The 25,049-nt window shown below is 67.6% G+C and carries 29 protein-coding genes; 13 read left to right on the top strand and 16 right to left on the bottom strand.

Translation table 11 applies throughout. The features are described 5' to 3' along the window. Positions 1-62: 62 nt before the first annotated feature. From ccoN to ccoP, 4 genes are read left to right on the top strand one after another with little or no spacing between them, the layout of a single operon-like run. Positions 63-1,676, top strand: coding sequence for a cytochrome-c oxidase, cbb3-type subunit I (gene ccoN, locus SALMUC_RS02705; RefSeq protein WP_020038909.1), 1,614 nt, complete (start codon positions 63-65; stop codon positions 1,674-1,676). Positions 1,677-1,690: 14 nt separating this feature from the next. Further along, complete coding sequence (gene ccoO / locus SALMUC_RS02700; RefSeq protein ID WP_020038908.1) at positions 1,691-2,422, top strand: cytochrome-c oxidase, cbb3-type subunit II; 732 nt, start codon at positions 1,691-1,693, stop codon at positions 2,420-2,422. Positions 2,423-2,431: 9 nt separating this feature from the next. Then, positions 2,432-2,647: a CcoQ/FixQ family Cbb3-type cytochrome c oxidase assembly chaperone gene (locus SALMUC_RS02695; RefSeq protein ID WP_020038907.1), complete on the top strand. Its 216-nt coding sequence runs from the start codon at positions 2,432-2,434 to the stop codon at positions 2,645-2,647. After that, positions 2,644-3,537 (top strand): cytochrome-c oxidase, cbb3-type subunit III, encoded by an 894-nt coding sequence (gene ccoP, locus SALMUC_RS02690; RefSeq protein WP_020038906.1) that lies wholly within the window; start codon positions 2,644-2,646, stop codon positions 3,535-3,537. Before SALMUC_RS02695 ends, ccoP begins: the two co-directional genes overlap by 4 nt. Before the next feature lie 306 nt (positions 3,538-3,843). Here the strand turns inward: ccoP and SALMUC_RS02685 are convergent, their stop codons facing one another. Both SALMUC_RS02685 and SALMUC_RS29445 read right to left on the bottom strand, forming a co-directional pair. Next, positions 3,844-4,818 carry a cyclase family protein gene (locus SALMUC_RS02685; RefSeq protein ID WP_020038905.1) on the bottom strand — a complete coding sequence of 325 codons (975 nt, stop codon included), beginning with the start codon at positions 4,816-4,818 and terminating at the stop codon, positions 3,844-3,846. A gap of 150 nt (positions 4,819-4,968) precedes the next feature. Next, a complete protein-coding gene (locus SALMUC_RS29445; protein WP_020038904.1) occupies positions 4,969-5,139 on the bottom strand; it encodes a hypothetical protein in 171 nt (56 codons plus the stop codon). Positions 5,140-5,242: 103 nt separating this feature from the next. Here SALMUC_RS29445 and SALMUC_RS02680 point away from each other — a divergent pair, with 103 nt between their 5' ends. The 5 genes from SALMUC_RS02680 (at position 5,243) to ccoS (ending at position 10,464) form a co-directional block, all read left to right on the top strand. After that, positions 5,243-6,118: a LysR family transcriptional regulator gene (locus SALMUC_RS02680; RefSeq protein ID WP_037371083.1), complete on the top strand. Its 876-nt coding sequence runs from the start codon at positions 5,243-5,245 to the stop codon at positions 6,116-6,118. A gap of 95 nt (positions 6,119-6,213) precedes the next feature. Beyond that, on the top strand, positions 6,214-7,647 hold the full coding sequence (gene ccoG / locus SALMUC_RS02675) for a cytochrome c oxidase accessory protein CcoG (RefSeq protein WP_020038902.1): 1,434 nt from the start codon (positions 6,214-6,216) through the stop codon (positions 7,645-7,647). Further along, entirely contained in the window at positions 7,647-8,108 is a 462-nt protein-coding gene (locus SALMUC_RS02670; RefSeq protein ID WP_020038901.1) for a FixH family protein, read from the top strand. Before ccoG ends, SALMUC_RS02670 begins: the two co-directional genes overlap by 1 nt. Positions 8,109-8,111: 3 nt before the next feature. After that, entirely contained in the window at positions 8,112-10,301 is a 2,190-nt protein-coding gene (locus SALMUC_RS02665; protein WP_020038900.1) for a heavy metal translocating P-type ATPase, read from the top strand. Between the two features lie 4 nt (positions 10,302-10,305). Beyond that, entirely contained in the window at positions 10,306-10,464 is a 159-nt protein-coding gene (gene ccoS / locus SALMUC_RS02660; protein WP_020038899.1) for a cbb3-type cytochrome oxidase assembly protein CcoS, read from the top strand. 21 nt (positions 10,465-10,485) lie between these two features. Here the strand turns inward: ccoS and SALMUC_RS02655 are convergent, their stop codons facing one another. Next, positions 10,486-10,944 carry an Lrp/AsnC family transcriptional regulator gene (locus SALMUC_RS02655; protein ID WP_020038898.1) on the bottom strand — a complete coding sequence of 153 codons (459 nt, stop codon included), beginning with the start codon at positions 10,942-10,944 and terminating at the stop codon, positions 10,486-10,488. Positions 10,945-11,081: 137 nt separating this feature from the next. On the opposite strand from SALMUC_RS02655, the gene ald reads away from it, so the two are divergent. Further along, entirely contained in the window at positions 11,082-12,206 is a 1,125-nt protein-coding gene (ald, locus tag SALMUC_RS02650; RefSeq protein WP_020038897.1) for an alanine dehydrogenase, read from the top strand. Positions 12,207-12,251: 45 nt separating this feature from the next. Here ald and SALMUC_RS02645 read toward each other — a convergent pair whose 3' ends face one another. The 5 genes from SALMUC_RS02645 to ccrA all read right to left on the bottom strand — a co-directional run bounded on the left by SALMUC_RS02645 (position 12,252) and on the right by ccrA (position 16,346). Continuing rightward, positions 12,252-13,139, bottom strand: a complete 888-nt coding sequence (locus SALMUC_RS02645) for a cation diffusion facilitator family transporter (RefSeq protein ID WP_020038896.1) — start codon at positions 13,137-13,139, stop codon at positions 12,252-12,254. Between the two features lie 66 nt (positions 13,140-13,205). Further along, on the bottom strand, positions 13,206-13,841 hold the full coding sequence (locus tag SALMUC_RS02640; protein ID WP_020038895.1) for an acyl-homoserine-lactone synthase: 636 nt from the start codon (positions 13,839-13,841) through the stop codon (positions 13,206-13,208). A gap of 127 nt (positions 13,842-13,968) precedes the next feature. Next, positions 13,969-14,688: a helix-turn-helix transcriptional regulator gene (locus SALMUC_RS02635; RefSeq protein WP_020038894.1), complete on the bottom strand. Its 720-nt coding sequence runs from the start codon at positions 14,686-14,688 to the stop codon at positions 13,969-13,971. Beyond that, positions 14,645-14,842, bottom strand: coding sequence for a hypothetical protein (locus SALMUC_RS02630; RefSeq protein WP_020038893.1), 198 nt, complete (start codon positions 14,840-14,842; stop codon positions 14,645-14,647). The genes SALMUC_RS02635 and SALMUC_RS02630 overlap by 44 nt, the downstream gene beginning before the upstream one ends. A 217-nt stretch (positions 14,843-15,059) precedes the next feature. After that, positions 15,060-16,346 carry a crotonyl-CoA carboxylase/reductase gene (ccrA, locus tag SALMUC_RS02625; protein ID WP_037371082.1) on the bottom strand — a complete coding sequence of 429 codons (1,287 nt, stop codon included), beginning with the start codon at positions 16,344-16,346 and terminating at the stop codon, positions 15,060-15,062. Between the two features lie 316 nt (positions 16,347-16,662). Here ccrA and SALMUC_RS02620 point away from each other — a divergent pair, with 316 nt between their 5' ends. The 3 genes from SALMUC_RS02620 to deoD all read left to right on the top strand — a co-directional run bounded on the left by SALMUC_RS02620 (position 16,663) and on the right by deoD (position 19,800). Continuing rightward, on the top strand, positions 16,663-18,627 hold the full coding sequence (locus SALMUC_RS02620) for a protein meaA (RefSeq protein WP_020038891.1): 1,965 nt from the start codon (positions 16,663-16,665) through the stop codon (positions 18,625-18,627). A gap of 157 nt (positions 18,628-18,784) precedes the next feature. Further along, positions 18,785-19,096 (top strand): H-NS histone family protein, encoded by a 312-nt coding sequence (locus tag SALMUC_RS02615; RefSeq protein WP_020038890.1) that lies wholly within the window; start codon positions 18,785-18,787, stop codon positions 19,094-19,096. Further along, positions 19,096-19,800: a purine-nucleoside phosphorylase gene (gene deoD, locus SALMUC_RS02610; RefSeq protein ID WP_020038889.1), complete on the top strand. Its 705-nt coding sequence runs from the start codon at positions 19,096-19,098 to the stop codon at positions 19,798-19,800. The genes SALMUC_RS02615 and deoD overlap by 1 nt, the downstream gene beginning before the upstream one ends. A gap of 13 nt (positions 19,801-19,813) precedes the next feature. On the opposite strand, the gene SALMUC_RS02605 is transcribed toward deoD, so the two are convergent. The 8 genes from SALMUC_RS02605 to SALMUC_RS02575 all read right to left on the bottom strand — a co-directional run bounded on the left by SALMUC_RS02605 (position 19,814) and on the right by SALMUC_RS02575 (position 25,011). Continuing rightward, the gene (locus SALMUC_RS02605) at positions 19,814-20,659 is read right to left on the bottom strand and encodes an urea carboxylase-associated family protein (protein WP_020038888.1); all 846 of its coding nucleotides are present in this window, start codon (positions 20,657-20,659) and stop codon (positions 19,814-19,816) included. A gap of 270 nt (positions 20,660-20,929) precedes the next feature. Further along, positions 20,930-22,126, bottom strand: coding sequence for a type III PLP-dependent enzyme (locus tag SALMUC_RS02600; protein WP_020038887.1), 1,197 nt, complete (start codon positions 22,124-22,126; stop codon positions 20,930-20,932). A gap of 204 nt (positions 22,127-22,330) precedes the next feature. Continuing rightward, positions 22,331-22,522, bottom strand: coding sequence for a hypothetical protein (locus tag SALMUC_RS02595; protein ID WP_020038886.1), 192 nt, complete (start codon positions 22,520-22,522; stop codon positions 22,331-22,333). 71 nt (positions 22,523-22,593) lie between these two features. Continuing rightward, positions 22,594-22,755 carry a hypothetical protein gene (locus SALMUC_RS29440; protein WP_020038885.1) on the bottom strand — a complete coding sequence of 54 codons (162 nt, stop codon included), beginning with the start codon at positions 22,753-22,755 and terminating at the stop codon, positions 22,594-22,596. A 120-nt stretch (positions 22,756-22,875) separates the two neighbouring features. Continuing rightward, the gene (locus SALMUC_RS02590; RefSeq protein WP_021119743.1) at positions 22,876-23,418 is read right to left on the bottom strand and encodes a ZIP family metal transporter; all 543 of its coding nucleotides are present in this window, start codon (positions 23,416-23,418) and stop codon (positions 22,876-22,878) included. 178 nt (positions 23,419-23,596) lie between these two features. Next, the gene (locus tag SALMUC_RS02585) at positions 23,597-24,376 is read right to left on the bottom strand and encodes a succinate dehydrogenase iron-sulfur subunit (protein WP_020038883.1); all 780 of its coding nucleotides are present in this window, start codon (positions 24,374-24,376) and stop codon (positions 23,597-23,599) included. 9 nt (positions 24,377-24,385) lie between these two features. Next, positions 24,386-24,721 (bottom strand): hypothetical protein, encoded by a 336-nt coding sequence (locus tag SALMUC_RS02580; RefSeq protein ID WP_020038882.1) that lies wholly within the window; start codon positions 24,719-24,721, stop codon positions 24,386-24,388. Further along, a complete protein-coding gene (locus SALMUC_RS02575) occupies positions 24,718-25,011 on the bottom strand; it encodes a hypothetical protein (protein WP_156883351.1) in 294 nt (97 codons plus the stop codon). The genes SALMUC_RS02580 and SALMUC_RS02575 overlap by 4 nt, the downstream gene beginning before the upstream one ends. Positions 25,012-25,049 lie beyond the last annotated feature (38 nt).

The following is a 25,049-nucleotide window of genomic DNA, read 5'->3' as shown; positions in this document are numbered from 1 at the left end:
CCGTCAGTCTAAAACCGCTCGCACGGCATCCGAATCGTGCGGGTCAGACGAAGGGACGAAACATGCTAAATTACATCAAGCTCATCGTGCTTGGCGTGATCGCGATCTTCGCGCTGGTCGCGGCCAACTACGCACGAGACGTGGCTTATCTCGTGCACGCGATCATCATTTTCGCCGTGTCCGCCGGGCTCTTCCTCTGGGTCCTGCGCAACACCGACGAGCCCGTGCCCGCCAGGGTACGCGAACTCTCCTACATGGATGGCGTCGTGCGCTACGGGGTGGTCGCCACCGCCTTCTGGGGGATCATCGGCTTCATCGCCGGCACCTTCATCGCCGCGCAGCTGGCCTTCCCGATGCTCAACTTCGACTGGGCTCAGGGCTACATGAACTTCGGCCGGCTGCGGCCGCTGCACACCTCGGCGGTGATCTTCGCCTTCGGCGGCAACGCCCTGATCGCGACGTCGTTCTACGTCGTGCAGCGCACCAGCGCGGCGCGCCTCTGGGGCGGCAACCTGGCATGGTTCGTGTTCTGGGGGTACAACCTGTTCATCGTGCTGGCGGCCACCGGCTACATCCTCGGCGGCACCCAGTCCAAGGAATACGCCGAGCCCGAGTGGTATATCGACCTCTGGCTCACCATCGTCTGGCTCGCCTACCTCGCCGTCTTCCTCGGCACGATCATCAAGCGCAAGGAACCCCACATCTACGTGGCCAACTGGTTCTACCTGAGCTTCATCGTGACCGTCGCCATGCTGCACGTGTTCAACAACCTCTCGATCCCGGTCTCGATCTGGGGCTCGAAGTCGGTGCAGGTCTTCGCCGGCGTTCAGGACGCGATGACACAGTGGTGGTACGGCCATAACGCCGTGGGCTTCTTCCTGACCGCGGGCTTCCTCGGCATGATGTACTACTTCGTCCCGAAACAGGCCGAGCGTCCCGTCTTCTCGTACAAGCTGTCGATCGTGCACTTCTGGGCGCTGATCTTCATCTACATCTGGGCCGGTCCGCACCACCTGCACTACACCGCCCTGCCCGACTGGGCCTCGACCCTCGGCATGGTCTTCTCGATCATCCTGTGGATGCCCTCCTGGGGCGGCATGATCAACGGCCTGATGACGCTCTCGGGCGCCTGGGACAAGCTGCGCACCGACCCGATCATCCGCATGATGGTGATCTCGATCGGCTTCTACGGCATGTCCACCTTCGAAGGCCCGATGATGTCGATTCGCGCGGTCAACTCGCTGAGCCACTACACCGACTGGACCATCGGTCACGTCCACTCCGGCGCACTGGGCTGGAACGGCATGATCACCTTCGGCGCGCTCTACTTCCTCGTGCCCAAGCTCTGGAACCGCGAGCGGCTCTACTCGCTCTCGATGGTCTCCTGGCACTTCTGGCTCGCCACCATCGGCATCGTGCTCTACGCCGCCTCGATGTGGGTGACCGGCATCATGGAAGGCCTGATGTGGCGTGAGGTCGACGCGAACGGCTTCCTCGTGAACAGCTTCGCCGACACCGTCGCCGCCAAGTTCCCGATGTACGTGGTCCGCGCCACGGGCGGCCTGCTCTACGTCGCCGGTGCTGCCATCATGTGCTACAACCTCTGGATGACCGTGAAACGGGCCCCGGCTGTCGAAGCCAGCGCCGCCACGGCTCATGCGACCCCGGCCGAATAAGGAGGGCCAGGATCATGTCCATTCTCGACAAACACGGCATCCTCGAGCGCAACGCGACGCTGCTGCTGATCTTCAGCTTCCTCGTCGTGACCATCGGCGGTCTCGTGCAGATCGTGCCGCTCTTCTACCTCGAGAACACCATCGAGGACGTTGAGGGCATGCGCCCCTACACGCCGCTCGAACTCACCGGCCGCGAGGTCTACATCCGCGAGGGCTGCTACGTCTGCCACAGCCAGATGATCCGCCCCATGCGGGACGAGGTCGAACGCTACGGCCACTACAGCCTCGCGGCGGAATCGCAGTACGACCACCCGTTCCAGTGGGGCTCCAAGCGGACGGGGCCCGACCTCGCCCGCGTCGGCGGCCGCTACTCGGACGAGTGGCACGTCGACCACCTGCGCGACCCGCAGTCGGTGGTGCCGGAATCGGTGATGCCCAAGTACGGCTTCCTCGAAGCCAAGCTGATCGAGGGCGAGCACGTGCAGGACCTCATGGAGACGCACCGCTTCGTCGGCGTCCCCTACACCGAGGAAATGATCGACAATGCCCAGGCCGACTTCTCGGCGCAGATCGATCCCTTCGGCGACGTGGACGGCCTCTTCGAGCGCTACGGCGAGGACAGCGTGAACGTGCGCAACTTCGACGGCCAGCCCGGCATCTCCGAGGCCGACGCGCTGATCGCCTACCTGCAGATGCTGGGCACGCTGGTCGATTTCTCGACCTTCGAACCCGACGCGAGCCGCTGAGGAGGCATCATGGAGACCTATTCGCTCCTTCGACAGTTCGCCGACAGCTGGATGCTGCTGGTCCTGTTCCTGTTCTTCATCGGCGTGATCGTCTGGGCCTTCCGGCCCGGATCGACCAAGGCCTACGAGAGCACGCGCAACATTCCCTTCCGGCATGAAGACGCCCCGGCCGCGGCCGATGCGTCCCACGACAAACCCGCCCAGAACGAGGAGGCGAGGACATGAGTGACGACAACAAGAAAAATCCCGATCTCGACTACGAGACGACGGGACACGAGTGGGACGGCATCCAGGAATACAACAAGCCGCTGCCTCGCTGGTGGCTGATGGTCTTCTACGCGACGATCATCTGGGGGGTGGGCTACACCATCGCCTACCCCGCCTGGCCGGGCATCCAGGGCGCCACCGCCGGCGTGCTGGGCTGGTCGACGCGCGCCAACGTGGCCCAGGCCATCGAGGAGCACGAGGCCGACCTCGCGCCGATCAACGAGGAACTCGCCTCGGTCGAGCTGGCCTCGATCTCCGAGGACCCCGAGTTGCTGACCTATGCCAACAACGCCGGCGCGGCCATCTTCCGCACCTGGTGCGCGCAGTGCCACGGCTCGGGCGCGGCGGGCGCGCGGGGCTATCCCAACCTGCTCGACGACGCATGGCTCTGGGGCGGCACGCTCGAGGACATCCGCTACACGGTGGCCCACGGCATCCGCAACGAAGAGGACATGGACGCGCGTTACTCGCAGATGCCCGCCTTCGGCCGTGACGAGCTGCTGTCCGACGAGGAAGTCGACCAGGTCGTGAACTTCGTGATGACCCTCTCGGACCGCGAGCCGCGCGACGCCGCGGCGGCCGAGGCCGGCGCCGAGGTCTTCGACATCAACTGCTCGAGCTGCCACGGCCCCGAGGGCATGGGCGACCGTTTCCAGGGCGCGCCGAACCTGACCGACGCGATCTGGCTCTACGGCGGCGACTACGAGACGCTGCACGAGACTGTCTGGAACTCGCGTTTCGGCGTCATGCCTCCGATGGGCGGCGCCGACCTCAACGAGGCCGAGATCCGCGCCGTGGCGACCTACGTCCACGGACTGGGCGGCGGCGAGGAGCCGACCGAGGAGTAAATTCGGGATCAAGAGAACCCTTCGGGCCGCAAGGCCCGGAGGTGACGCCGGTGCCCCCTTCTGTTCGCGCGTTTCCGGGGGCACCGGCGTTTTTTTGTCGAAGCGCCCGTGCCGACGCGCCGACCGTGCCATGAGGGCATGACGTCCTACACTACGCGAGACGCGCGGCGAATCAAGCACACTTCCGCGAAAATCCGACCCGGCGCGCGCTTTTTTCGCTTGGACGCCGGGGCCACCCCGACGTCCGGCGCGCGGACAGGCCCTGCGGGGGCTTGCGCCCGCGGGGGAGCCGCCGCACGCGCGTCTTCAGCGGATCGCGGTCGGGTTGACCAGCGCCTGCACCCCGCCCTTCACCTTCGTCGGTCCAAGCACGAACATGAACTCGTGCACGTCGTCCTCGGCCAGGTTGGCGGTGTTCATGTTCTCGAGAAGATAGATCCCGTTCTCGGCCAGCATGATCTGGTGAACCTCGCCGACGGTGCCGCTGGGCAGCGGGATCGCCTCCACGCCGTATTTGTCGGCCCCGACCGCGATGACGCCCAGCTCGGCCAGGAAGCGCGCGCCATCCGGCGACAGCCCCGGCTCGCCCGAGAGATACCGCTCGTTGTCCTCTCCGACCAGCGACAGCCAGCCCGTGTGGAACAGCACCACGTCGCCCTCGCGCAGCTCGGTGCCCTGCGCCTCCGCCTGCGCGCGGATTTCTTCGGGGCCGAAGGCGGTGCCGGCGTCCAGCACCTCGCTGCCAAGCTGCTCGGTCATGTCCAGAAGCACGCCGCGCGTGACCATGTTCGGCACGTTCTCGATGCCCAGCCGGGTCAGCCCGTCGCTCTTGGCGAAATCGCTGGCCTCGTTGCAGTTGTAGTAGACGTTGTCGATCCCGAGATGTCCCAGCCCGTCGATCTGCGATCCCACACCCACGTAGGCCAGGTACATGTCATCGAGGAAGGTCGCCTTGTTCGAGGCAAACCCCTCGGGCAGACCGATCTGGCCGGTCTCGTGAACAGTCAGGTTGAAGAAGCGCCCGCCGTAGGCCGGCGTGTTCGCGCTGATCTCGGCGCCGAGCGAATAGACCTCGCCCTCGGTCACGAGCTCCGCTGCCGTGCGCGCCAGTTCCGGCGAGAGGCGGTTCGCCGCGCCGATCTGGTCGTCGGCGCCCCAGGGGCTTTCGGCGCAGGCCGGGTTGTCCGCATGGGCGGCGCCCTCGGCCTCGTCGGCGTCCTGCGCCGAGGCAAGGGTCCCCGTCATGGCGGCACAGACCGCCAGGATCGCGTGATGTCTCATGAAATTCGTCCTCCCGATAAACCATGCGGGCCGGGACGACCTCCACCCTGAGACCGACCGAAGCCCGCGGGGCCGAGCCTACACGGCTGGTCCCGCGGGCCTACCGGCCGGTCTCCGATGGCGAGGCAAGGGGCGGACTATGACCCTGCGTCAGCGGATTGACCGCTGCCGGCGCCGCATCATCGCGGCCTCGTGCTCGGTCTGTCCGTTGTTGTGGCGGAAGGGCAGCACGTCCTCGCTCCACCGACCGGCCGAGGGTTGCCAGCGGGCGGCATCGCTCCGCGTCGCGGTCATGAAAGATCTTGCGAAAATTCCGAACATCTCGGCCTCCTGTCTATTCGCGTTTCGTGCAACCAAGATTGACTTTTCGGGCCTCGAACGCCACTCAGGAAAAATGGCGACATGTAAGGCAGGCTGACACATGATCGACTGGAACACCCTCCCCCCGCTCTCGGCCCTGCGCGCCTTTGCCGCCTACGCCGAAACCGCCTCGGTCGCGCGGGCAGGCGCCGCGCTCAACGTGAGCCACGCGGCCATCAGCCAGCAGATCAGGAACCTCGAATCCCATCTCGGGATCACCCTGCTCGACCGCTCCGGTCGCCAGATGCAGCTCACCTCCGAGGGCCAGCGCCTCGCCGACGCCCTGCGCGAGGGCTTCGGCACCATGGCCCGCACCCTCGACGAACTCACCGGCCGCGACGCCGACCGCCCGATCATGGTCTCGGCCACGCCCGGTTTCGCCTCGTCCTGGCTGATGCCGCGGCTGGTGCACTTCCGCGCCGCCAACCCCGAGATCAGCCTCATGATCGACCCCTCGGCCGAGGTGAAACCCCTCGCCCCCGGCGGCATCGACCTTGCGCTGCGCTACGGCTCGGGGCAGTGGCCGGGGCTCGAGTCCGAGCTGCTGGTCAGCTCGCCCATCGCCGTGGTCGCCGCCCCCTCGCTCGTGGGCGAGCGCGACATCGACAGCCTCTCCGAGCTGCGCGACTACCACTGGCTGCAGGAGATGGGCACCAACGAGGCGACCGAGTGGTTCGCCCGCTTCGGCGTCGAGCACGACCGCCGGCGCGGGATCAGCTCGCTCCCCGGGAACCTGATGATCGAGGCCGCCCGGCAGGGCCACGGCGTCGCCATCACCGCCCGCGTCTTCGTGGACGAGGATATCGCCGCCGGCCGCCTGCGCCTCATCTACGAGGACACGCGCAAGAAGGGCTACTGGCTGGTGATGCGCCCCGGCGTGATGCGTCCGGCCCTGCGCCGCTTCATCACCTGGCTGCGACGTGAAGCCGCAAAAAGCTGAATGACAGATACAGATATTGATGCAGGTCAAGGCCGGGTGCAGCCTGCGGGGCCACAAGGGCACCAAGCTGGCAATCCGAACGGAGCGATTCCCCCGTGGCCGAAACCGACAAGTCCGCCCCCTCCCTCTATGCCGCGCGCGAGCCGATCTTCCCGCGCCGGGTCAGTGGCACCTTCCGCAACCTGAAGTGGGTCCTGCTGACGGTGATGCTGGGCATCTACTACGTCACCCCCTGGATCCGCTGGGACCGGGGCCCCGAGCTGCCGGACCAGGCCGTCCTGCTCGACCTCGCCGGGAGGCGGTTCTTCTTCTTCTGGATCGAGATCTGGCCGCACGAATTCTACTTCGTCGCCGGCCTGCTGGTCATGGCAGGCCTCGGGCTCTTCCTCTTCACCTCGGCGCTGGGGCGGGTCTGGTGCGGCTACGCCTGCCCGCAGACCGTCTGGACCGACCTCTTCATCCTCGTGGAACGCTGGATCGAGGGCGACCGCAACGCCCGCCTTCGGCTGCACAGGCAAAAGAAGTGGGACGCCCGCAAGATCCGCCTGCGCCTCACCAAGTGGGTCGCCTGGTTCCTGATCGCACTCGCCACCGGCGGCGCCTGGGTGTTCTACTTCACCGACGCGCCCACGCTCGCCGTGGACCTCGTGACCGGCAACGCGCACCCGGTGGCCTATACCACCATGCTGATCCTCACCGGCACGACCTTCGCCTTCGGCGGCTTCGCCCGCGAGCAGATCTGCATCTACGCCTGCCCATGGCCGCGCATCCAGGCCGCCATGATGGACGAGGACACGCTCACCGTCGCCTACCGCGACTGGCGGGGCGAGCCGCGCGGCAAGCACCGCAAGGCCGCCGGGTCCGAGGCCTTGGGCGATTGCATCGACTGCAACGCCTGCGTCAACGTCTGCCCCATGGGCATCGATATCCGCGACGGCCAGCAGATGGCCTGCATCACCTGCGCGCTCTGCATCGACGCCTGCGACGACGTCATGGACAAGATCGGCAAGCCGCGCGGCCTGATCGACTACCTCGCTCTCTCGGACGAGACCCGCGAACGCGCCGGGCATGAACCGCGCTCGGTCTGGAAGCACGTCTTCCGCCCCCGCGTGATCCTCTACACCGCGCTCTGGGCGCTGGTGGGCGTCGGGCTCGTCTTCGCGCTCTTCATCCGCCCCGAAATCGAGATGACCGTCGCGCCGGTGCGCAACCCCACCTTCGTCACGCTCTCGGACGGCTCGGTGCGCAACACCTACGACGTGCGGCTGCTCAACAAGCACGGCGAGGACCGCCCCTTCGAGATCTCGCTCTCGGGCGCCAGCGCGCTGGATGTCTCGCTCGAAGGCGTCGAGTCGGATACCGTGACCGTGCCCGCGAACGAGACCTACCTGCAGCGCGTCTACGTCGTCGCGCCGCCGGGCTCGGACGCGGCCGAGGATGAACGGACCGATTTCCGCCTCTGGGTCGAAGACCTGACCAACGGCGACCGCGCCCACAACGACACCTTCTTCAACGGGACGGACAACTGATGACCCGCGAACGCAAACTCACCGGCTGGCATGTCCTCGCGATCTTCGGCGGCGGCTTCGGCATCATCATCGCGGTGAACCTCGCACTCGCCTGGAACGCCGTCGCCACCTTCCCGGGGCTCGAGGTCAAGAACGGCTACATCGCCAGCCAGACCTTCGACGACCGCCGCGCGGCGCAGGAGGCGCTTGGCTGGACCGTCGACGCACAGGCCGGCGACGGGCTGGTGACGCTCGAGATCACCGATGCCAAGGGCTACCCCGTGCGCCCCGAGGCCTTCAGCGCCAAGATCGGCCGTTCGACCAGCGTGCGCGAGGACCGCACGCCCGAGTTCGACTTCGACGGTGCGCGCTACGTCGCCGAGGACGACCTCGGCCCGGGCTACTGGACCGTCTGGGTCGATGCCACGGCGCATGACGGCACCCGCTTCGAGCAGCGGCTGGACCTCCACGTCGAGGGCTGAGCCATGACCGCCACCATGCGCCCGCCGGCATCGGCCTGCCCCGCCTGCTCTGCCGCCCCCGCCGCCGAGGCGCTCGCCGCGCGCGCCGCCCCCCGCGACGCGCAGGTGATGCTCTCGCTGCCCACGATCCACTGCGCCGCCTGCATGGCGGCCGTGGAAAACGCGCTCGACGGCGTGCCGGGCGTGCGCGCGGCGCGGGTCAACCTCACCATGAAGCGCGTGAGCGTCGAGACCGACGCGGGCGTGAGCGCCGCCGACCTGATCCCGGTGGTCGAGGGCGCGGGCTTCGAGGCGCACGAACTGGACGCGACCGCGCTCGGCGCCACCGCGACCGACCGCGCGGGGCGCGACCTGCTGATGCGGCTGGCCGTCGCGGGCTTTGCCGCGATGAACGTCATGCTGCTCTCCATCGCCGTCTGGTCGGGCGCCGAGGGGCCGACGCGCGACCTCTTTCACTGGATCTCCGCCGGGATCGTGCTGCCGGCCATCGCCTTCTGCGCGCAGCCCTTCTTCCGCAACGCCTGGAGCGCGCTGCGCGCCGGGCGGCTCAACATGGACGTGCCGATCTCGCTGGCGATCCTGCTGGCGCTGGCCACCTCGCTCTGGGAGACCACCCTCTCGGGCGAGCACGCCTATTTCGACGCCGCCATCGCGCTGACCTTCTTCCTGCTGACGGGCCGCTACCTCGACCATCGCACCCGCTCCATCGCCCGCTCCGCGGCCGAGGAACTGGCCGCGCTCGAAGTGCCCCGTGCCCTGCGCCTGATCGCATCCGGCGCGGAAGAGACCGTCGCCGTCTCCGACCTCGCGGTGGGCGATCTGCTGCGCGTGAAGCCCGGCGGCCGCATGCCCGTCGACGGCGAGATCGTCGAGGGCCAGTCCGAGCTTGACCGCTCGCTGCTCACCGGCGAAACGCGCCCTGTCTACGCCGCACCCGGCACCGATGTCAGCGCGGGCGAGGTCAACCTGACCGGCCCCCTCACGGTGCGCGCCACCGCCGTCGGCCGCGACAGCTCTCTGCACCGCATGGCCGATCTCGTGGAGGTGGCCGAGTCGGGCCGCGCCAACTACACGCCCCTCGCCGACAAGGCGGCCAAGCTCTACGCGCCGGGGGTGCACATCCTCTCGGCCCTCGCCTTCGTCGGCTGGTTCCTCTACACGCAGGACCTCCGCGTCGCGCTCAACATCGCCGCCGCGGTGCTCATCATAACCTGCCCCTGCGCGCTCGGTCTCGCCGTCCCCGCCGTGACCACCGCCGCCTCCGGCCGGCTCTTCCGCAAGGGGCTGCTCATCAAGGACGGCACCGCGCTGGAACGGCTGGCCGAGGTCGACACCGTCGTCTTCGACAAGACCGGCACCCTGACCGAGGGCCGCCCCGAGGTCACCAACCTCGACAGCTTCGCCCGACCCGACCTCGAGATCGCGCTGGCCCTCGCCGAGGGCTCCTCGCACCCGCTTGCCCAGTCGCTGACCACGGCCCTTCGCGCGCGCGGCATCGCCCCCGCGACGGTCGAGGACGTGACAGAGGTGCCGGGCCACGGCACCGAGGGGCGCTGGCAGGGCCGAACCGTACGGTTGGGCCGTACGACTTGGACAGGAGGCGGCACCTGCGAGGTCACCGCGACCTGGCTCCGCGTGGGCGATGCACCCGCCCAGGCCTTGCGGTTCACCGACAGCCTCCGCGAGGGCGCCCGCGAGGCGGTGCAGGCCCTGCTGGAGGGTGGCAAGCGCGTGATCCTCATGTCCGGCGACACCACCCCGGCCGTCGAGTCCCTGGCGAACCGGCTGAATATCCCGCAATGGATGGCCGAGGCCCTGCCCGCCGACAAGGCCGCCCGGGTGCAGGCCCTCACCGACGAGGGCGCGCGCGTGCTCATGGTGGGCGACGGCCTCAACGACACCGCAGCGCTCGCCGGCGCGCATGTCTCGATCTCGCCCGCCTCTGCGCTCGACGCCGCCCGCGTGGCCTCGGACATCGTGCTGCTGGGCCGCTCGCTCGCCCCCCTGCCCGAGGCCCTTGGCGTGGCCCGCCGCGCAACCCGGCGCATCCGCGAGAACTTCGGCATCGCGACCTGGTACAACGTCATCGCCGTGCCGCTGGCGATCGCGGGGCTCTGCTCGCCGTTGATCGCCGCCTTGGCCATGTCGGCCTCGTCGATTACGGTCTCGCTCAACGCACTGCGCCTGAGGTGATGGAATGAACGTGCTGGCCTACCTGATCCCGATCTCGCTGATCCTCGGCGGGCTGGGGCTGGGGTTTTTCCTTTTCACCGTGAAATCAAGGCAATACGAAGACCCCGAGGGCGACGCCCGGCGCATCCTCTCGGGGCAGTACGACGACCACCCCAAGCAGTAGCCTCCATCCGGAGGGCATGGCTCAGACCGGCAGGGCGGTGGTCTTGAACACGGTGCGCAGCGAGAAACTCGACTGCATCTGCGCCACTCCCGGCAGACGCGACAGGTACTGCCGGTGGATGCGGGCAAAATCCTCGGTATCCGCCGCGACGATCTTGAGGATGTAGTCGGCCGTCCCCGCCATGAGGTGGCACTCGAGCACGTCCGGCACCCGCGCCACGGCCTTCTCGAAGGCGTCGAGCACCTCGTCGGCCTGCCCGTTCAGCGTGATCTCGACAAAGACGGTCGTGGTCTTTTCCAGCTTGCGCGCGTCCAGCAGGGCGACGTACCCACCGATGTAGCCCTCGGCTTCGAGCCGCTGCACCCGCCGGTGACAGGCCGAGGCCGAGAGGTTGACCGTCTCGGCCAGTTCCGCGTTGGGCATCCGCCCGCGTTTCTGGAGCGCCCGCAGGATGCGGCGGTCGGTCTCGTCAATATCCATCGCACGCACCTTTCGTCAAACCTTTCCGGCGTCGAATATTCTTCGACGAACCACCCGGCATACGCATCAAATCCGGCGGGAAATTGCAAGCCGAAGCGCGCATCCTATCTGCAGCACCATCAAGGGAGGAGGATGCCATGAAGATCGGATGCCCCACCGAGATCAAGCCGCAGGAATACCGCGTCGGTCTCACCCCCAATGCCGCCCGCGAGGCCGTGGCACACGGTCACGAGGTGCTGATCCAGACCGGCGCCGGACAGGGCGCGGGCTTCGAGGATGCCGACTACACCGAGGCCGGCGCCCGGATGGTCGAGACTGCCGAGGCGGTCTTTGCCGAGGCCGACATGATCGTCAAGGTCAAGGAGCCGCAATCGGGCGAGCGCGCCATGCTGCGCGAGGGTCAGCTGCTCTTCACCTACCTGCACCTCGCGCCCGACCCGGCGCAGACGAAGGACCTGCTCGCCTCGGGCTGCACCGCCATCGCCTACGAGACCGTGACCGATCGCAACGGCGGCCTGCCGCTGCTGGCCCCCATGTCCGAGGTCGCCGGCCGCCTCGCGCCGCAGATGGGCGCCTGGGCGCTGCAGAAGGCCAACGGCGGCCGCGGCGTGCTGATGGGCGGCGTGCCCGGTACCGGCCGCGCGCGGGTTGCGGTCATCGGCGGCGGCAACGTGGGCGCCCACGCGGCCCGCATCGCCGCCGGCATGGGCGCCGAGGTCACGGTGCTCGACCGCTCGCTGCCGCGCCTGCGCTACCTCGACGATGTCTTCGGGCAGACCTTCTCGACCCGCTACGCCACCGAGGGCGGCACCGCCGAGCTGGTGGCCGAGGCCGACATGGTGATCGGCGCGGTGCTGATCCCCGGCGCCGCCGCACCCAAGCTGGTCAGCCGCGCGCAACTTTCCACGATGAAGCCCGGCGCGGTGCTGGTGGACGTGGCCATCGACCAGGGCGGCTGCTTCGAGACCTCGCGTGCCACGACCCACGATGACCCGGTCTACGAGGTCGACGGCATCCAGCACTACTGTGTCGCCAACATGCCCGGCGCGGTGCCGCGCACCTCGACCATCGCGCTCGGCAACGCCACCCTGCCCTTCGTGCTGGCCTTGGCGGACAAGGGCTGGCGGCAGGCCTGCGCCGATGACGAGCACCTGCTGGCGGGCCTCAACGTGCACGCGGGCAAGCTGACCAACTACGCAGTGGGCAAGGCGCTGGAGATCGACGTGGTCTCGCCGCAGCTGGCGCTCAAGGACGCGGCCTGAACGACGGCATCGGGCGGCCCGATGCGGCCGCCCGACCGCGACACCTCAGAGCACCACGATTCCGCTGTGCTTGGCCTTGTGCTCGGGCTCGACGTGGATGGTGACGCGGGCGTCGTGGAACTCGGCATGAAGGGCGGCCTCGATCCGGTCGCAGATCTCGTGCGCGGCCTCCACCGACATCTCGCCCGGCACCACGAGGTGGAACTCCACGAAGCTCGCCTGCCCGGCGTGGCGGGCGCGCAGGTCATGCGCCTCGACCGCGCCCTCGGCGCTGTCCGCGATGACGCTGCGCATGCGCTCGAGATCGTCATCCGGTACGCTTTCGTCCATGAGCCCGCCGACCGAGCCACGGATGACGTGCCAGCCCGACCAGAGCACGTTCACCGCCACCAGCGCCGCGAGCAGCGGATCGAGCCAGAGCCAGCCGGTCATGACCGCCGCGATCACGCCCACGGCCACGCCCACCGACGAGACCACGTCCGTCATGAGGTGCCGCCCGTCGGCCGCCAGCGCGGGCGATTGCAGGCGTCGCCCCTCGCGCAGCAGCAGCCAGGCCCAGCCGCCGTTCAGCACGCTGGCCGACAGGTTGATGGCAAGGCCCGTCCAGGCCGCGCGGATCGGCTGCGGATCGAGATAGCTGGACCAGGCCTCGTTCAGGATGACCACGGCGGCGATGACGATCATCACGCCCTCGAGGACGGCGCTGAAGTATTCCGCCTTGTGGTGGCCGAAGGGATGGTCCGCGTCAGCAGGCTGCGCGGCGATGCGGATGGCGATCAACGCGGCCAGCGCCGCCGCCACGTTCACCGTGCTTTCCAGCGCGTCCGACAGCAGCGCGACCGACCCGGTCAGCGCCCAGGCCAGCGTCTTGATGCCGAGGACGACAATTCCGACCGCAAGGCTTCCCCATGCGATTTTGATGGCTCTGGACATGCGAGAATCCCCGGGCGGCGACGCCCGGGGTGATAGCTTCGGGGCCCCGAGGGCGCAAGACGGGGATCAGGCGGCGGCCGAGACGCGGGCGGGCGCGGCGCCGAAGGCCGCCTCGAACCAGGCCCGCGACTGTCCCGGCGCGATGCCGGCCGAAGCCGCGACCCGCGCCTGCGCCTCGGCCGAGAAGCCCCAGAGCCCGACGCTGACCTTTTCGCGCCCGTCGCCCTGCGATCCCAGCACCTCGGGCGAAGCGCCGATGCGGCGGTAGATGCGCACCATGCGGCTGTCGAAGACGCCGACGTAGTGCTCGACCCCGAAGCCCTGCATAACCTCGCCGCCCGCCAGCATCAGCGCCGAGGCGGTGCCCGGCTCGGTCTCGCGCGCGAGGCAGAAGCGGGTGCACTCCCAGATCAGCGGGCTCTCGATGCGCACGCCGCCGGTCAGGTGGAGGAAGTGCTCGTTGACCATGCAGCGCCCCGTCGTGGGCAACAGCCGCATCGAGCCGCCGTGGCGCCCGTCCGCACGCTCCCAGATGACGTAGAGCGGGTTCAGCGCGTCGTAGTCGTCACGCTCCTCGCCCGCCTCGTCGACCGTCACCGCCCAGCCCAGGCGGTTGCGGAACTGGTCCGCGCGATCGGTGAACATCGTGCGCTTGAGCAGCGGAAAGGCGTCGAGGTCGTTGGCGTGGATGTAGCGGATCATGGCGTCTCTCCCGTCGATCAGATGGAGAGAGCCTGCGCGGCCGTTGGTTAACCCGTCGGAAGCACAGCGTGCGGTGCACTTTCCGGGATCCTGCCGCACCGCGCGGTCGGGTTTCCGATAGGTTAACTCACACCACGATGGAGCCGCGCGCGATGGCCCGGGCGACCGCGTGGGTGGTGTTCATCGCCCCCAGCTTGAACCGCGCGCTCTCGATGTAGACGCGCAGCGTGTGTTCGGAAATCGAGAGCGTCTGCGCCACCTGCGCCCGGCTGTAGCCCACGGCTAGGAGCGTCAGTGCCTCGACCTCGCGCGGGGACAGGGGCTGCGCTGCTTCCGGCGAACGCCCAGGCTCGAGGTCCAGCGCCTTCTTGTTGAAGTAATGCGCCATCAGGATGAGGTCGCGCCGGTGCGCGGTGGTGAACTCCTCCCAGGCGGCATCGTCGCAATTGTGGCTGACCGTGAAGAGGGCGAACTGCCCGTTGGGGCCCCGTATCGGGATGGAATAGCCCTGGTTCCCGATGCCGTGGGCGATGGCATCGCGGCGAAAGGCGCGCGCGGCCCGGGACGACCAGTCGAGGCGCTTCCAGTCGACGGGGTGAAAGCGCTGGTAGCAGCCCTGGATCACCGGATCGATGCGCAGGTAGCCCTTGTCGACATAGCGTTGGACCCAGGCCGCATCGTAGGTGCCACAGCCGTATTGCTCTCCCCCGGCGCTGACCCAGTGGTAGACGAAGTGGTCGACGCGGTAGCGGTCGCGAAGCGCTTCGCTGATGGTCTGGAGATCCTCCAGTGCCTTGGCCTGTTCAAGCCGTTCCAGAAGCCCGTCCGTTGCGGGCGTGTCCGCCACATACCCCAATCCGCGGCCCCCTCACGCGCGACGCGATCTCGACCTGCGCGACGAGTTGCGCCTCGTCCAGTTGCTCGGCCAGCGCATCGAGCCGGTTGTCCCGAGCGAAGGTCTTGAGGTCGGTCAGAACGTCGATGATCCAGTCGTGTCCCATGAGAGAGTCTCCTTCCAGCGGTTAACAAACCCTTAACCACAGCCTAGCATTCGGGCCGGCGCCTCCGAAATTCACGCATTCCGTATCCCCGAAAATGGCGAGGGCCGGGCCAGCCAGGCCCCTGATCCGCAATGGTGCCGCGCGCCGGATACGAAAACGCCCGCGACTCGCAGAGGCGAATCGCGGGCGGTCCTGCCGGCCCGGCCGGAGGGAACGGTCAGCGGCCGGCTTCGAGCGCATCCTCGAAGGTGCGCAGGCCGGTGCGCGGCGCCTGCACCAGCACCGACATGTTGCCGGGCTTGTGCTCGTTGCGGAGCATCTTCATGTGCGCGTCCGGGATCTCGGCCCAGGGGAAGACCTCGGACATGCAGGGGTCCAGACGCCGCTCGACCATGAGCCGGTTGGCGCTCGCCGCCTGCTTGAGGTTGGCAAAGTGCGAGCCCTGCAGGCGCTTCTGGTGCATCCACATGTAGCGCACGTCAAACGTGCAGTTGAAGCCGCTGGTGCCTGCGCAGATCACCACGATGCCGCCCTTCTTCACGACCAGCGTCGAGACCGGGAAAGTCGCCTCGCCGGGGTGCTCGAAAACCATGTCCACGCTCACGCCCTTGCCGGTGATCTCCCAGATCGCCTTGCCGAACTTGCGCGCCTCCTTGAGCCAGGCGTTGTATTCCGGCGTGTTGACCGTGGGCAGCTGCCCCCAGCAATCGAAGTCCTTGCGGTTGATGACGCCCTTGGCGCCCTGCGCCAGGACGAAGTCGCGCTTGCTCTCGTCCGAGATCACGCCGATCGCATTGGCGCCCGCGGTGTTGGCGAGCTGGATCGCGTAGGAGCCGAGACCGCCCGAGGCGCCCCAGACCAGCACGTTCTGGCCGGGCTTGAGCTCGTGCGGGTGATGACCGAAGAGCATCCGGTAGGCGGTGGCCAGCGTCAGCGTGTAGCAGGCCGCCTCTTCCCAGGTCAGGTGCTTGGGCCGCGGCATGAGCTGCTGCGCCTGCACCCGCGCAAACTGCGCGAAGGAGCCGTCGCCGGTCTCGTAGCCCCAGATCCGCTGGCTGGGCGAGAACATCGGATCGCCGCCGTTGCACTCCTCGTCGTCGCCGTCGTCCTGGTTGCAGTGGATCACGACCTCGTCGCCGACCTTCCAGCGGGTCACCTTGTCACCGACGGCCCAGACGATGCCCGAGGCATCGGAGCCGGCGATGTGATAGTCCTGCCCGTGCACGTCGAAGGGGCTGATCGGCTTGCCGAGGCCCGCCCAGACGCCGTTGTAGTTCACGCCCGCCGCCATCACGAGCACCAGGACCTCGTGGCTGTCGATCTCCCAGGTATCGACGACCTCCTCCTTGAAGGACTGGTCCGGCTCGCCGTGGCGGTCGCGACGGATGGCCCAAGCGTACATCTTCTTGGGCACGTAGCCGAGGGGCGGCATCTCGCCCACTTCGTAGAGGTCCTTTTCCGGCGCCTCGTAGGGCGCGATCTCGGTCTGCGTGTCCAGAGCCACCATGGCCTCCTTCCTCTTTTCGTCTGCGCTGTCTTGCCGCAACGCAGAATCGCTGCGGGTCGACATCGGGATACCGTCGAGAGCGAAACAATGCAATACGAACGACGCGTGATTTGTAATTTTATGACCGAGCAGTCGCAGAAACTCGCTGACTGTCGGCCACGCCGCACATGACAGCAGCGCGGGCCTCCCCGCACGCCGTGTCGCGGCACCCGCTGCAGCGCGGCGAATTGACGAGACATTTTGTTTCGCCTATCCACCATCTCAAGCAACAAGATTGCCCACTTGATTCGCGCGCACCTCACGAGGGGATGACATGACCGAGATGCAGAAAGACAAGCCCTGGCTGATCCGCACCTACGCCGGGCATTCCACCGCCAAGGCCTCGAACGCGCTATACCGCGGGAACCTCGCCAAGGGGCAGACCGGCCTCTCGGTCGCCTTCGACCTGCCGACCCAGACCGGCTACGACAGCGACCACGTGCTCGCGAAGGGCGAAGTGGGCAAGGTCGGCGTGCCGGTCTGCCATCTTGGCGACATGCGCGCGCTCTTCGACGAGATCCCGCTCGACCAGATGAACACCTCGATGACGATCAACGCGACGGCGCCCTGGCTGCTCTCGCTCTACATCGCGGTGGCCGAGGAACAGGGCGCGGACGTCTCGAAGCTCACCGGCACGGTGCAGAACGATCTCATCAAGGAGTACCTCTCGCGCGGGACCTACATCTGCCCGCCCAAGCCTTCGCTGCGGATGATCGGGGACGTGGCCGAATACTGCTACCACCACGTGCCCAAGTGGAATCCGATGAACGTCTGCTCCTACCACCTGCAGGAGGCCGGCGCGACGCCCGAGCAGGAGCTGGCCTATGCGCTGGCCACCGGCGTCGCCGTGCTGGAAGAGCTGCGCCCGCGCGTCGCGGAAGAGGACTTTCCGGCGCTCTGCGGACGCATCTCGTTCTTCGTGAACGCGGGCATCCGCTTCGTCACTGAAATGTGCAAGATGCGCGCCTTCGTCGATCTCTGGGACGAGATCCTGCAGGAGCGCTTCGGCGTCGAGAACCCCAAGTTCCGCCGCTTCCGCTACGGCGTGCAGGTCAACTCGCTCGGCCTGACCGAGCAGCAGCCCGAAAACAACGTCTACCGCATCCTGATCGAGATGCTGGCCGTGACCCTGTCGAAGAAGGCCCGCGCCCGAGCCGTGCAACTGCCGGCCTGGAACGAGGCGCTCGGCCTGCCCCGCCCCTGGGACCAGCAATGGTCGATGCGCATGCAGCAGATCCTGGCCTACGAGACCGACCTGCTGGAATACGAGGACCTCTTCGACGGCAACCCGGCGGTCGACGCACGGGTCGAGACGCTGAAGGAGGCCGCGCGCGCCGAGCTTGCGAACATCGACAGCATGGGCGGGGCCATCGGCGCCATCGACTACATGAAGAGCCGCCTGGTCGAGGCGAATGCCGATCGCGTCGGCCGCGTCGAGCGCGGCGAGACCGCGGTCGTCGGCGTGAACCGCTGGACCGAGAGCGAGCCCAGCCCGCTGATGGGCGAGGACGGCGGCATCATGGTCGTCGACGCGGGCGTCGAGCAGGACCAGATCGACCGCCTGAACGCCTGGCGTGCCGAGCGCGACGACGCCGCCGCGACGAGGGCCCTCGCCGAACTGCGCGCCGCGGCCACCGAGGGGCGCAACATCATGCCCGCCTCGATCGACTGCGCCAAGGCCGGCGTCACGACCGGTGAATGGGCCGCGCAGATGCGCGCCGTGCACGGCGAATACCGCGCCCCCACGGGCGTCTCCAAGGCGGTCAGCAACAAGACCGAGGGCCTTGACGACATCCGGGCCGCCGTCGATGCGGCGAGCGACCGGCTGGGCCGCCGTCTACGCTTCCTCGTGGGCAAGCCGGGGCTCGACGGCCACTCCAACGGCGCCGAGCAGATTGCGTTCCGGGCACGCGACTGCGGGATGGAGATCGACTACGAGGGCATCCGCCTCACGCCGCACCAGATCGTCGCTGCCGCACGCGAGGGCGCGCATGTCGTGGGCCTGTCGATCCTCTCGGGCAGCCACGTGCCGCTGGTCGAGGACCTCATGGAGAAAATGCGGGCCGAGGGGCTCGATGGCATTCCGGTCATCGTGGGCGGCATCATTCCCGAAGAGGACGCGAAACGGCTCAGGGCCATGGGCGTGGCGCGGGTCTATACGCCAAAGGATTTCGAGCTGAACACCATCATGCGTGATATCGTGACCCTGGTCGATCCGGCAGCGGTCGCCGCTGAATAACCTCGAAATCGCACTTTAGGGGAAAAGTAAAAAGCCGCTCGCCTGAGGGCTGAGCGGCTTTTTGCTTTTCATCAAGAAGACACCGGCCGTCACAAATTATATATTGCCAATTAAGGAATTTCACGCAATGTCATGCCGATAAACCACGGAGAGACTCATGGATTTCGCACTGGACTCCCTGTCCAAGGAAGAGCTGCAACAATTGAAGACCGACGTCGAAAAGGCCCTCAAATCGGTAGATGCACGCCGTAAAGCCGAAGCGAAACGGGCCGCCGAGCAGGCTGCAAAGGAATTCGGATACTCCCTCGACGAGATCGTCGACGCCGGCGGCACAAAGGGATCCAAGGGCGCTCCGAAATACGCCAATCCCACCGACCCGGCCCAGACCTGGACCGGCCGGGGCCGCAAACCCAACTGGGTCATCAACGCACTCGACTCCGGCAAGTCACTGGACGACCTCAAGATCTGATGACCATACACATCGGCGCCGCGCGCGAGGATATCGCGGAAACCGTGCTCATGCCCGGCGACCCTTTGCGGGCCGAGTGGGCCGCGGAAACCTTTCTGTCCGACCCGGTTTGCGTAAACCGGGTCCGCGGAATGCTGGGGTTCACCGGCACCTGGAATGGGCATCGCGTCACCATTCACGGCTCGGGAATGGGGATGCCGTCCCTGTCCATATACGCCAACGAGCTGATCCGCGACTTCGGGGCGAAAACCCTGATCCGCATCGGCTCCTGCGGGGCAATGCAGGAGGACATCGCGCTGCGCGACGTCATTCTGGCCATGACGGCATCCAGCCTTTCGACTCCGTCGAGCGGAATATTCCGCGAGCTCAATTTCGCGCCGCCCGCCGACTTCGGCCTGCTGCGTGCGGCGGTGGATGCCGCCGAACGCCGCGGCGCCCGACATCACGTGGGTGGCATCTATTCCGCCGACGTTTTCTATGACGAGCGTCCCGACCTGAACGAGATCATGGTCCGCCACGGCATTCTCGGGGTCGAGATGGAGGCGGCGGAGCTCTACAATCTCGCCGCACGCCATGGCGCGCGGGCGCTCGCCGTTCTGACCGTATCGGATCACCTGCTGAACGAGCAGGCGTTGCCCTCGGAAGACCGGCAAAGCTCCTTCGGAGACATGGTCGAGATCGCCCTCGAAGCCGCCTTCGCCTGACGGCGCAGCGGCCTCAGCGGCCGTGGCTGCGATCGTAGCCGTTCCGCGCAGGAGGCTGCCATGCTCCAAGCGCGCCCCCGGGCGGGGCCAGAACATCCACGCGCAGGGGATGGCAGGTCGCCGCATCCGAGCTGTGTTCGCTCCCGCAGTCCCCGCCCGGACAGGCACTGAGGGCACCCAGCAGGTTGATCTCGGCGAAGAAGGTGAGGTGATCCCCCGGCCGCACCGGGCTCGCCTTCATGAAATACTGGCCCGTGTCACGGGTGAACCCCGTGCACATGAAGACGTTGAGCACATCGTGCACATGCGCCTCCGCCTCGGGCAGCGGCATGTCCAGCGCGTCTCCGAGCGCACGGGTCAGGTTCGAATGGCAGCAATGATGATACTGGGTGCCCGACAGGAGATTGCCGGTATAGGGATCGCAGCGTGTGCCGATCACGTCATGCACGGATCCGCCGAACCCGTCGATCCCGTACCAGCCCAGCGTATCCTCGACGATGGTCGCCATGGGCCGCAGGTGCGGGAAGGACGACCATAGCCGGTCGCCACTCGAGACATGCGTGCCGTGCAGCGCGCGGGTCTTGCCGGAATAGAACCGCTCGGAAAGATCTCCGGCATGCCACAGGTTCAGGTCGCCCACCTGCGGCCCCTCGACACTCACGATGCGGAAGAACTGCCCGGCGGCAACCCGGAAACTGGCTGCCTCGCGCGGGGGAACGGTCACGCTCTCTACGAGTTCGGCTGCCTCCAACGCCGAACCGTAGAGCGCCAGGTCAGGCTGCGGCAAGGTCTCGATCGGGTAGCAGACCACCGGCGGCGCGGCGCGGCGTGCTGCCGCGTCGGGAGGTATCTCGGTCACGGGCGGTCTCCTTTCACGAGGGACTGAACCCGAAGCGGCGCCTCGGTGCAAGCGCCGTGCGGCGCCTCGGGCCGCTTGTGCGTATTTGGAACAAGAAGAAGGACCGGGCGCGGCGCTATCGATATCGGCCCGGCGAACGCAAGAGCTGCCGTGCACAGCTTGCCCGGCGCCCAATGCCCCGTGCTTCTTCTTGTTCCAAATACGCAAACCCGCTCTCGTGCAGCGGGCCGCGGCCGGAGAGCACCCCGGGCCGCGGCACCGCCAAACGGATCAGATCACGACCAGGTCCAGCGGCGGGAAACCGTTGAAGCCCACGGAGGCATAGGTCGAGGTATAGGCGCCGCAGCAGCGGATCACGATGCGGTCGCCGGCGCGCAGGCCCATGGGCAGCTCGACCGGACGCTTCTCGTAGAGCACGTCGGCGCTGTCGCAGGAGGGCCCCGCGAGGATGCAGGCGCCACGCGGCTCGTGGTCGCGCGCCGTGAGGAACTGGTAGCGGATCGCCTCGTCCATGGTCTCGGCAAGCCCGGAGAACTTGCCGATGTCGAGATAGACCCAGCGGTGCAGGTCACTGTCGGACTTGCGCGAGACCAGCAGCACCTCGGCCGCGATGGCGCCTGCCTCGGCCACGAGACCGCGGCCCGGCTCGGCCATGACGTGCGGCACATCGCCGAAACGCTCGTGCACCAGGCGCATCACCTCGGCGGCGTAGAGCGTGGGCGCCTCGATCGACTCGCCGTAGAAGGCCGGGAAGCCACCGCCGATGTTGAGCAGCGTCAGCTCGTGGCCGGCATCGCGCGCGGCATGCCAGATGGCCGCCACCTGGTCGAGCACCGGTGCCCACATCGAGGCGCGGCGGGTCTGCGAGCCCACGTGGAACGACAGGCCCACCGGCGCGAGGCCGAGACCCTTCGCCATGGCGATGAGCTCGAGCGCCTTGTCGCGCGAGCAGCCGAACTTGCGCGACAGCGGCCAGTCGGCCTCGGTCGCCTCGACGATGATGCGGATGTAGACCTCGGCTCCGGGCGCGTGCTCGGCCAGCTTCTCGAGCTCCTGCTCGGCGTCGGCGGCAAAGAGGGTCACGCCCGCGCGGTGCGCCCAGGCGATGTCCGAGACTTTCTTGACCGTGTTGCCGAAGGAGATCTGGTCGGCGGTGGCGCCGGCCGCGAGGCAGTCCTCGATCTCGGCGCGCGAGGCCGCGTCGAAGTGCGAGCCGAGCTGCACCAGGCGGCGCAGGACCTCCGGCGCGGGGTTGGCTTTCACGGCGTAGTGCACCTGTGCGCGGCCCAGCCCCTGTGCCAGCGCGACGTACTGGCGCGCCACCGCCTCGGTGTCGAGCACCAGCGTCGGGCGGTCGAACTCGTGCGCCTGGATGTAGGCCTCGGCGCGGGTCAGCTGGCGGGTTTCGGTGCGATCGGCAAAGACGGAGGTATCGCGGGCAGCGAGCCCGGTCACGTGCGCATTCATTGGTCATCTCCATTCAGACCCGGGCCCCGAAGGTCCCGACCAGTTCAAAGGGAGACGTTACCGCTGCTACGTAACCGTAGGGGACTTGGGGAACCCCTTTCGACAGAGGCGCGGGCGTTGGCGTCTGTGATCGCGCATATGGGGCGAGGCACGGATTCGATCAAGAAAAAATGTGGCCCGGACTCACAAAATTTTCGAGACTGGTCAGCTGTTGTTGCGGAAGCACGTTTGCGGGGGCTTGCCGCGCGGGTTCTGTGTCTCGGCGCCGCAATAGACGCAGCGCCAGGTGCTGAGGTCCGCGTCGCGGTGTTCGCGCCATCGGCAGAGCCGGCGTTCGGGCCGGTTGAAGATCAGCAGCAGGATGAAGGCGACGAGAAAGCCGAGCGCAAAGATCATGGCCGGCCTCCTCGTTCTTGAATCCGGGTCATGGCCGGAGACCTAGCGCCCCTGCCAGCCGAGCGCCAGTCTCAGGCCGCGTGGTAGTAGGGGTTGGTCCAGGCCACCTCGCCCTCTTCGGAGGGGGCGGCGCGCACCAGTTTCGGCTCGGGCTGGTAATAGGCCCATGCCTCGTTGAGGGCGGCCAGCGCGGCCTTGGGATCGATGCGGGGGGTGACGGTCTGCTCTTGCATGGGGTGGCCTTTCGGTCGTCTGTCGGCTCCTCCCTCGACGCCTATATAGCGCCTGTGCCGCGGCGCGGAAGCTGCCGATGCTGCAACTGCGAAATGCGCAGGGTGCAAGGCGCCGTGGCGTCACCCGACCGCGAGGTGCCCGGCGAGCCCCAGCGCAAAGCCCGCGACGGCCCCGAGCGGCGGGCCGCCCGCGGATTGCAGCTTTGCCTGCGGGGCCACGTCCTGGAACAGCAGGTAGAGGATGCCGCCGGCGGCAAAGGCCATGACGGCGGCCAGCACCTCGGGCTGATCCGCGAGGGCGAAGAAGCCGATGGCGGCCGCGGCCGTGCCGACCGGGACCATGAGCAGGAAGAGGACCCAGAGCCGTCGCGCGCTGGCATGTCCGGCGGTGATCAGCTCGCGGTAGGCGGCAAAGCCTTCGGGGATGTTCTGCAGCGCGATCAGGCCGGCGGTGAGCATGGCGACGTCGGCCCGCCCCACGACCAGCGCGCCGAGGGCCATGGCCTCGGGCACGTAGTCGAGCATCATTGCCAGGAACTGCGCCCCGCCATTGGCGAGCCGCGAGAGGGCCGCATCGACGATGTAGAAGATCAGCCCCCCGCCCAGGAAAAGGGCCAGCAGGGGCGCCGCGGGCAGGCGCGCCGCGGCTTCGGGCACCAGCACGAGGGCGATGGCCGAGAAAAAGGGCCCCGCCCCCGAAGGCGGTGACCGTGTGGCGCAGGCGCTCGTGCAGCGCGCCGGGCAGCCGGTTTTCCAGCACGGCCAGAAGCGCGCCGACCGGGATGCTGGTCCCCGCCAGCGTGGCGAGGATCAGGCCGGTGTGGACGCTCTCCACCGCGATTCAGACGACGCGGTTGAGCATCATCTTCTTGATCTCCGCGATGGCCTTGGCCGGGTTCAGACCCTTGGGGCAGGTCTTGGCGCAGTTCATGATCGTGTGGCAGCGATAGAGCTTGAAGGGGTCCTCGAGGTCGTCGAGACGCTCGCCCGTGGCTTCGTCGCGGCTGTCGATGATCCAGCGGTAGGCGTGCAGCAGCGCCGCCGGGCCGAGGTAGCGGTCGGAGTTCCACCAGTAGCTCGGGCAGGCCGTCGAGCAGGATGCGCACATCACGCATTCATAGAGGCCGTCGAGCTTCTTGCGGTCCTCGATCGACTGGCGCCACTCCTTCTCGGGGCGGTTCGTCTTGGTCTCGAGCCAGGGCATGATCGAGGCGTGCTGCGCGTAGAAGTGCGTCAGGTCGGGGATCAGGTCCTTGACCACCGGCATGTGCGGCAGCGGGTAGATCGAGACGTCGCCCTTGATCTCGTCGAGGCCGTAGATGCAGGCCAAGGTGTTGATTCCGTCGATATTCATCGCGCAGGAGCCGCAGATGCCCTCGCGGCAGGAGCGGCGGAAGGTCAGCGTCGGGTCGATCTCGTTCTTGATCTTGATGAGCGCGTCCAGGACCATCGGGCCGCACTTGTCCATGTCGACATGGTAGGTGTCGACCCGCGGGTTCTCGCCGTCCTCGGGGTTCCAGCGGTAGATCCGGAAGGCGCGGACGTTGGTGGCGCCCTCGGGCTTGGGCCAGGTCTTGCCGGTCCGGATCTTCGAGTTCTTGGGCAGGGTAAATTGAACCATGTCTCTCTCCTATCGGATGAGTGCCGGCAGCCCCTCGGCGGCCAGGCAGGTCAGCGTCTCGCGTTTCGAGACGATGTCGCGGACGATCTCGACGGTGCTTTCGGTCGGTCCGGTGACGGAATCCCCAGCCAAAGCATATATTTGCGTGGCCGAGGCGTTGTCGATGATGCAGTTGATCGCGGGCTCCACGGGCACGCCCGGGAAGCGGTCGGTGACGACGCGGTTGACCGTCGAGCGGGCCGCGTCGCGGGCGATGCGGTCCTGGGCCTGGGGTGAGCAGGCCGCGAGGACGAGACCGGCGACGAGGGCCAGCGCGGGGATTTTATGGCGGGAAATCAAGGTCATATGCCTGCCCTGCGGCCAAGCCAGCGCCAGAGCGGGCCGCGGCGGAAACAGACCTGCGCGGGCTCGGAGAAGGCGATGTCGGTCACGATGCGTGTCGTCATCTGGGTGGGGCCGTCCAGGGAATCCTGCATGATTCCATTGAGTTGCGCATCGTCCGCCGTGTCGAGAACGCAGGTCACGGCGCGCTCGGTGGGGATCCCCTCGACCCGCTGGATGACCACGGGCGTGATCGCCCGGCGGGCCGTGTCGCGGGCCAGCGTGTCGCGCACGGGCGCGACTGTACTGGTCACCTGACTGCAGGCGGACAGTACGACAAGTACGGGAAAAA

The sequence above is a fragment of the Salipiger mucosus DSM 16094 genome, assembly GCF_000442255.1.
Lineage (GTDB): Bacteria > Pseudomonadota > Alphaproteobacteria > Rhodobacterales > Rhodobacteraceae > Salipiger > Salipiger mucosus.
The sequence above is the reverse complement of the archived record's forward strand: the minus strand, read 5'-3'. Positions and strand labels throughout refer to the sequence as shown.

Coding starts and splice junctions, on each gene's coding strand:
- SALMUC_RS02645 (WP_020038896.1), bottom strand. CDS start 13,139: ATGTCCAGAGCCATCAAAATCGCATGGGGAAGCCTTGCGGTCGGAATT.
- SALMUC_RS02620 (WP_020038891.1), top strand. CDS start 16,663: ATGACCGAGATGCAGAAAGACAAGCCCTGGCTGATCCGCACCTACGCC.
- SALMUC_RS29440 (WP_020038885.1), bottom strand. CDS start 22,755: ATGCAAGAGCAGACCGTCACCCCCCGCATCGATCCCAAGGCCGCGCTG.
- SALMUC_RS02595 (WP_020038886.1), bottom strand. CDS start 22,522: ATGATCTTTGCGCTCGGCTTTCTCGTCGCCTTCATCCTGCTGCTGATC.
- SALMUC_RS02670 (WP_020038901.1), top strand. CDS start 7,647: ATGACCCGCGAACGCAAACTCACCGGCTGGCATGTCCTCGCGATCTTC.
- SALMUC_RS02580 (WP_020038882.1), bottom strand. CDS start 24,721: ATGACCTTGATTTCCCGCCATAAAATCCCCGCGCTGGCCCTCGTCGCC.
- SALMUC_RS02685 (WP_020038905.1), bottom strand. CDS start 4,818: ATGAGACATCACGCGATCCTGGCGGTCTGTGCCGCCATGACGGGGACC.
- ccoP (WP_020038906.1), top strand. CDS start 2,644: ATGAGTGACGACAACAAGAAAAATCCCGATCTCGACTACGAGACGACG.
- ald (WP_020038897.1), top strand. CDS start 11,082: ATGAAGATCGGATGCCCCACCGAGATCAAGCCGCAGGAATACCGCGTC.
- ccoS (WP_020038899.1), top strand. CDS start 10,306: ATGAACGTGCTGGCCTACCTGATCCCGATCTCGCTGATCCTCGGCGGG.
- ccoN (WP_020038909.1), top strand. CDS start 63: ATGCTAAATTACATCAAGCTCATCGTGCTTGGCGTGATCGCGATCTTC.
- SALMUC_RS02630 (WP_020038893.1), bottom strand. CDS start 14,842: ATGGGACACGACTGGATCATCGACGTTCTGACCGACCTCAAGACCTTC.
- SALMUC_RS02665 (WP_020038900.1), top strand. CDS start 8,112: ATGACCGCCACCATGCGCCCGCCGGCATCGGCCTGCCCCGCCTGCTCT.
- SALMUC_RS02585 (WP_020038883.1), bottom strand. CDS start 24,376: ATGGTTCAATTTACCCTGCCCAAGAACTCGAAGATCCGGACCGGCAAG.
- deoD (WP_020038889.1), top strand. CDS start 19,096: ATGACCATACACATCGGCGCCGCGCGCGAGGATATCGCGGAAACCGTG.
- SALMUC_RS29445 (WP_020038904.1), bottom strand. CDS start 5,139: ATGTTCGGAATTTTCGCAAGATCTTTCATGACCGCGACGCGGAGCGAT.
- SALMUC_RS02615 (WP_020038890.1), top strand. CDS start 18,785: ATGGATTTCGCACTGGACTCCCTGTCCAAGGAAGAGCTGCAACAATTG.
- ccoO (WP_020038908.1), top strand. CDS start 1,691: ATGTCCATTCTCGACAAACACGGCATCCTCGAGCGCAACGCGACGCTG.
- SALMUC_RS02640 (WP_020038895.1), bottom strand. CDS start 13,841: ATGATCCGCTACATCCACGCCAACGACCTCGACGCCTTTCCGCTGCTC.
- SALMUC_RS02655 (WP_020038898.1), bottom strand. CDS start 10,944: ATGGATATTGACGAGACCGACCGCCGCATCCTGCGGGCGCTCCAGAAA.
- SALMUC_RS02600 (WP_020038887.1), bottom strand. CDS start 22,126: ATGAATGCGCACGTGACCGGGCTCGCTGCCCGCGATACCTCCGTCTTT.
- SALMUC_RS02695 (WP_020038907.1), top strand. CDS start 2,432: ATGGAGACCTATTCGCTCCTTCGACAGTTCGCCGACAGCTGGATGCTG.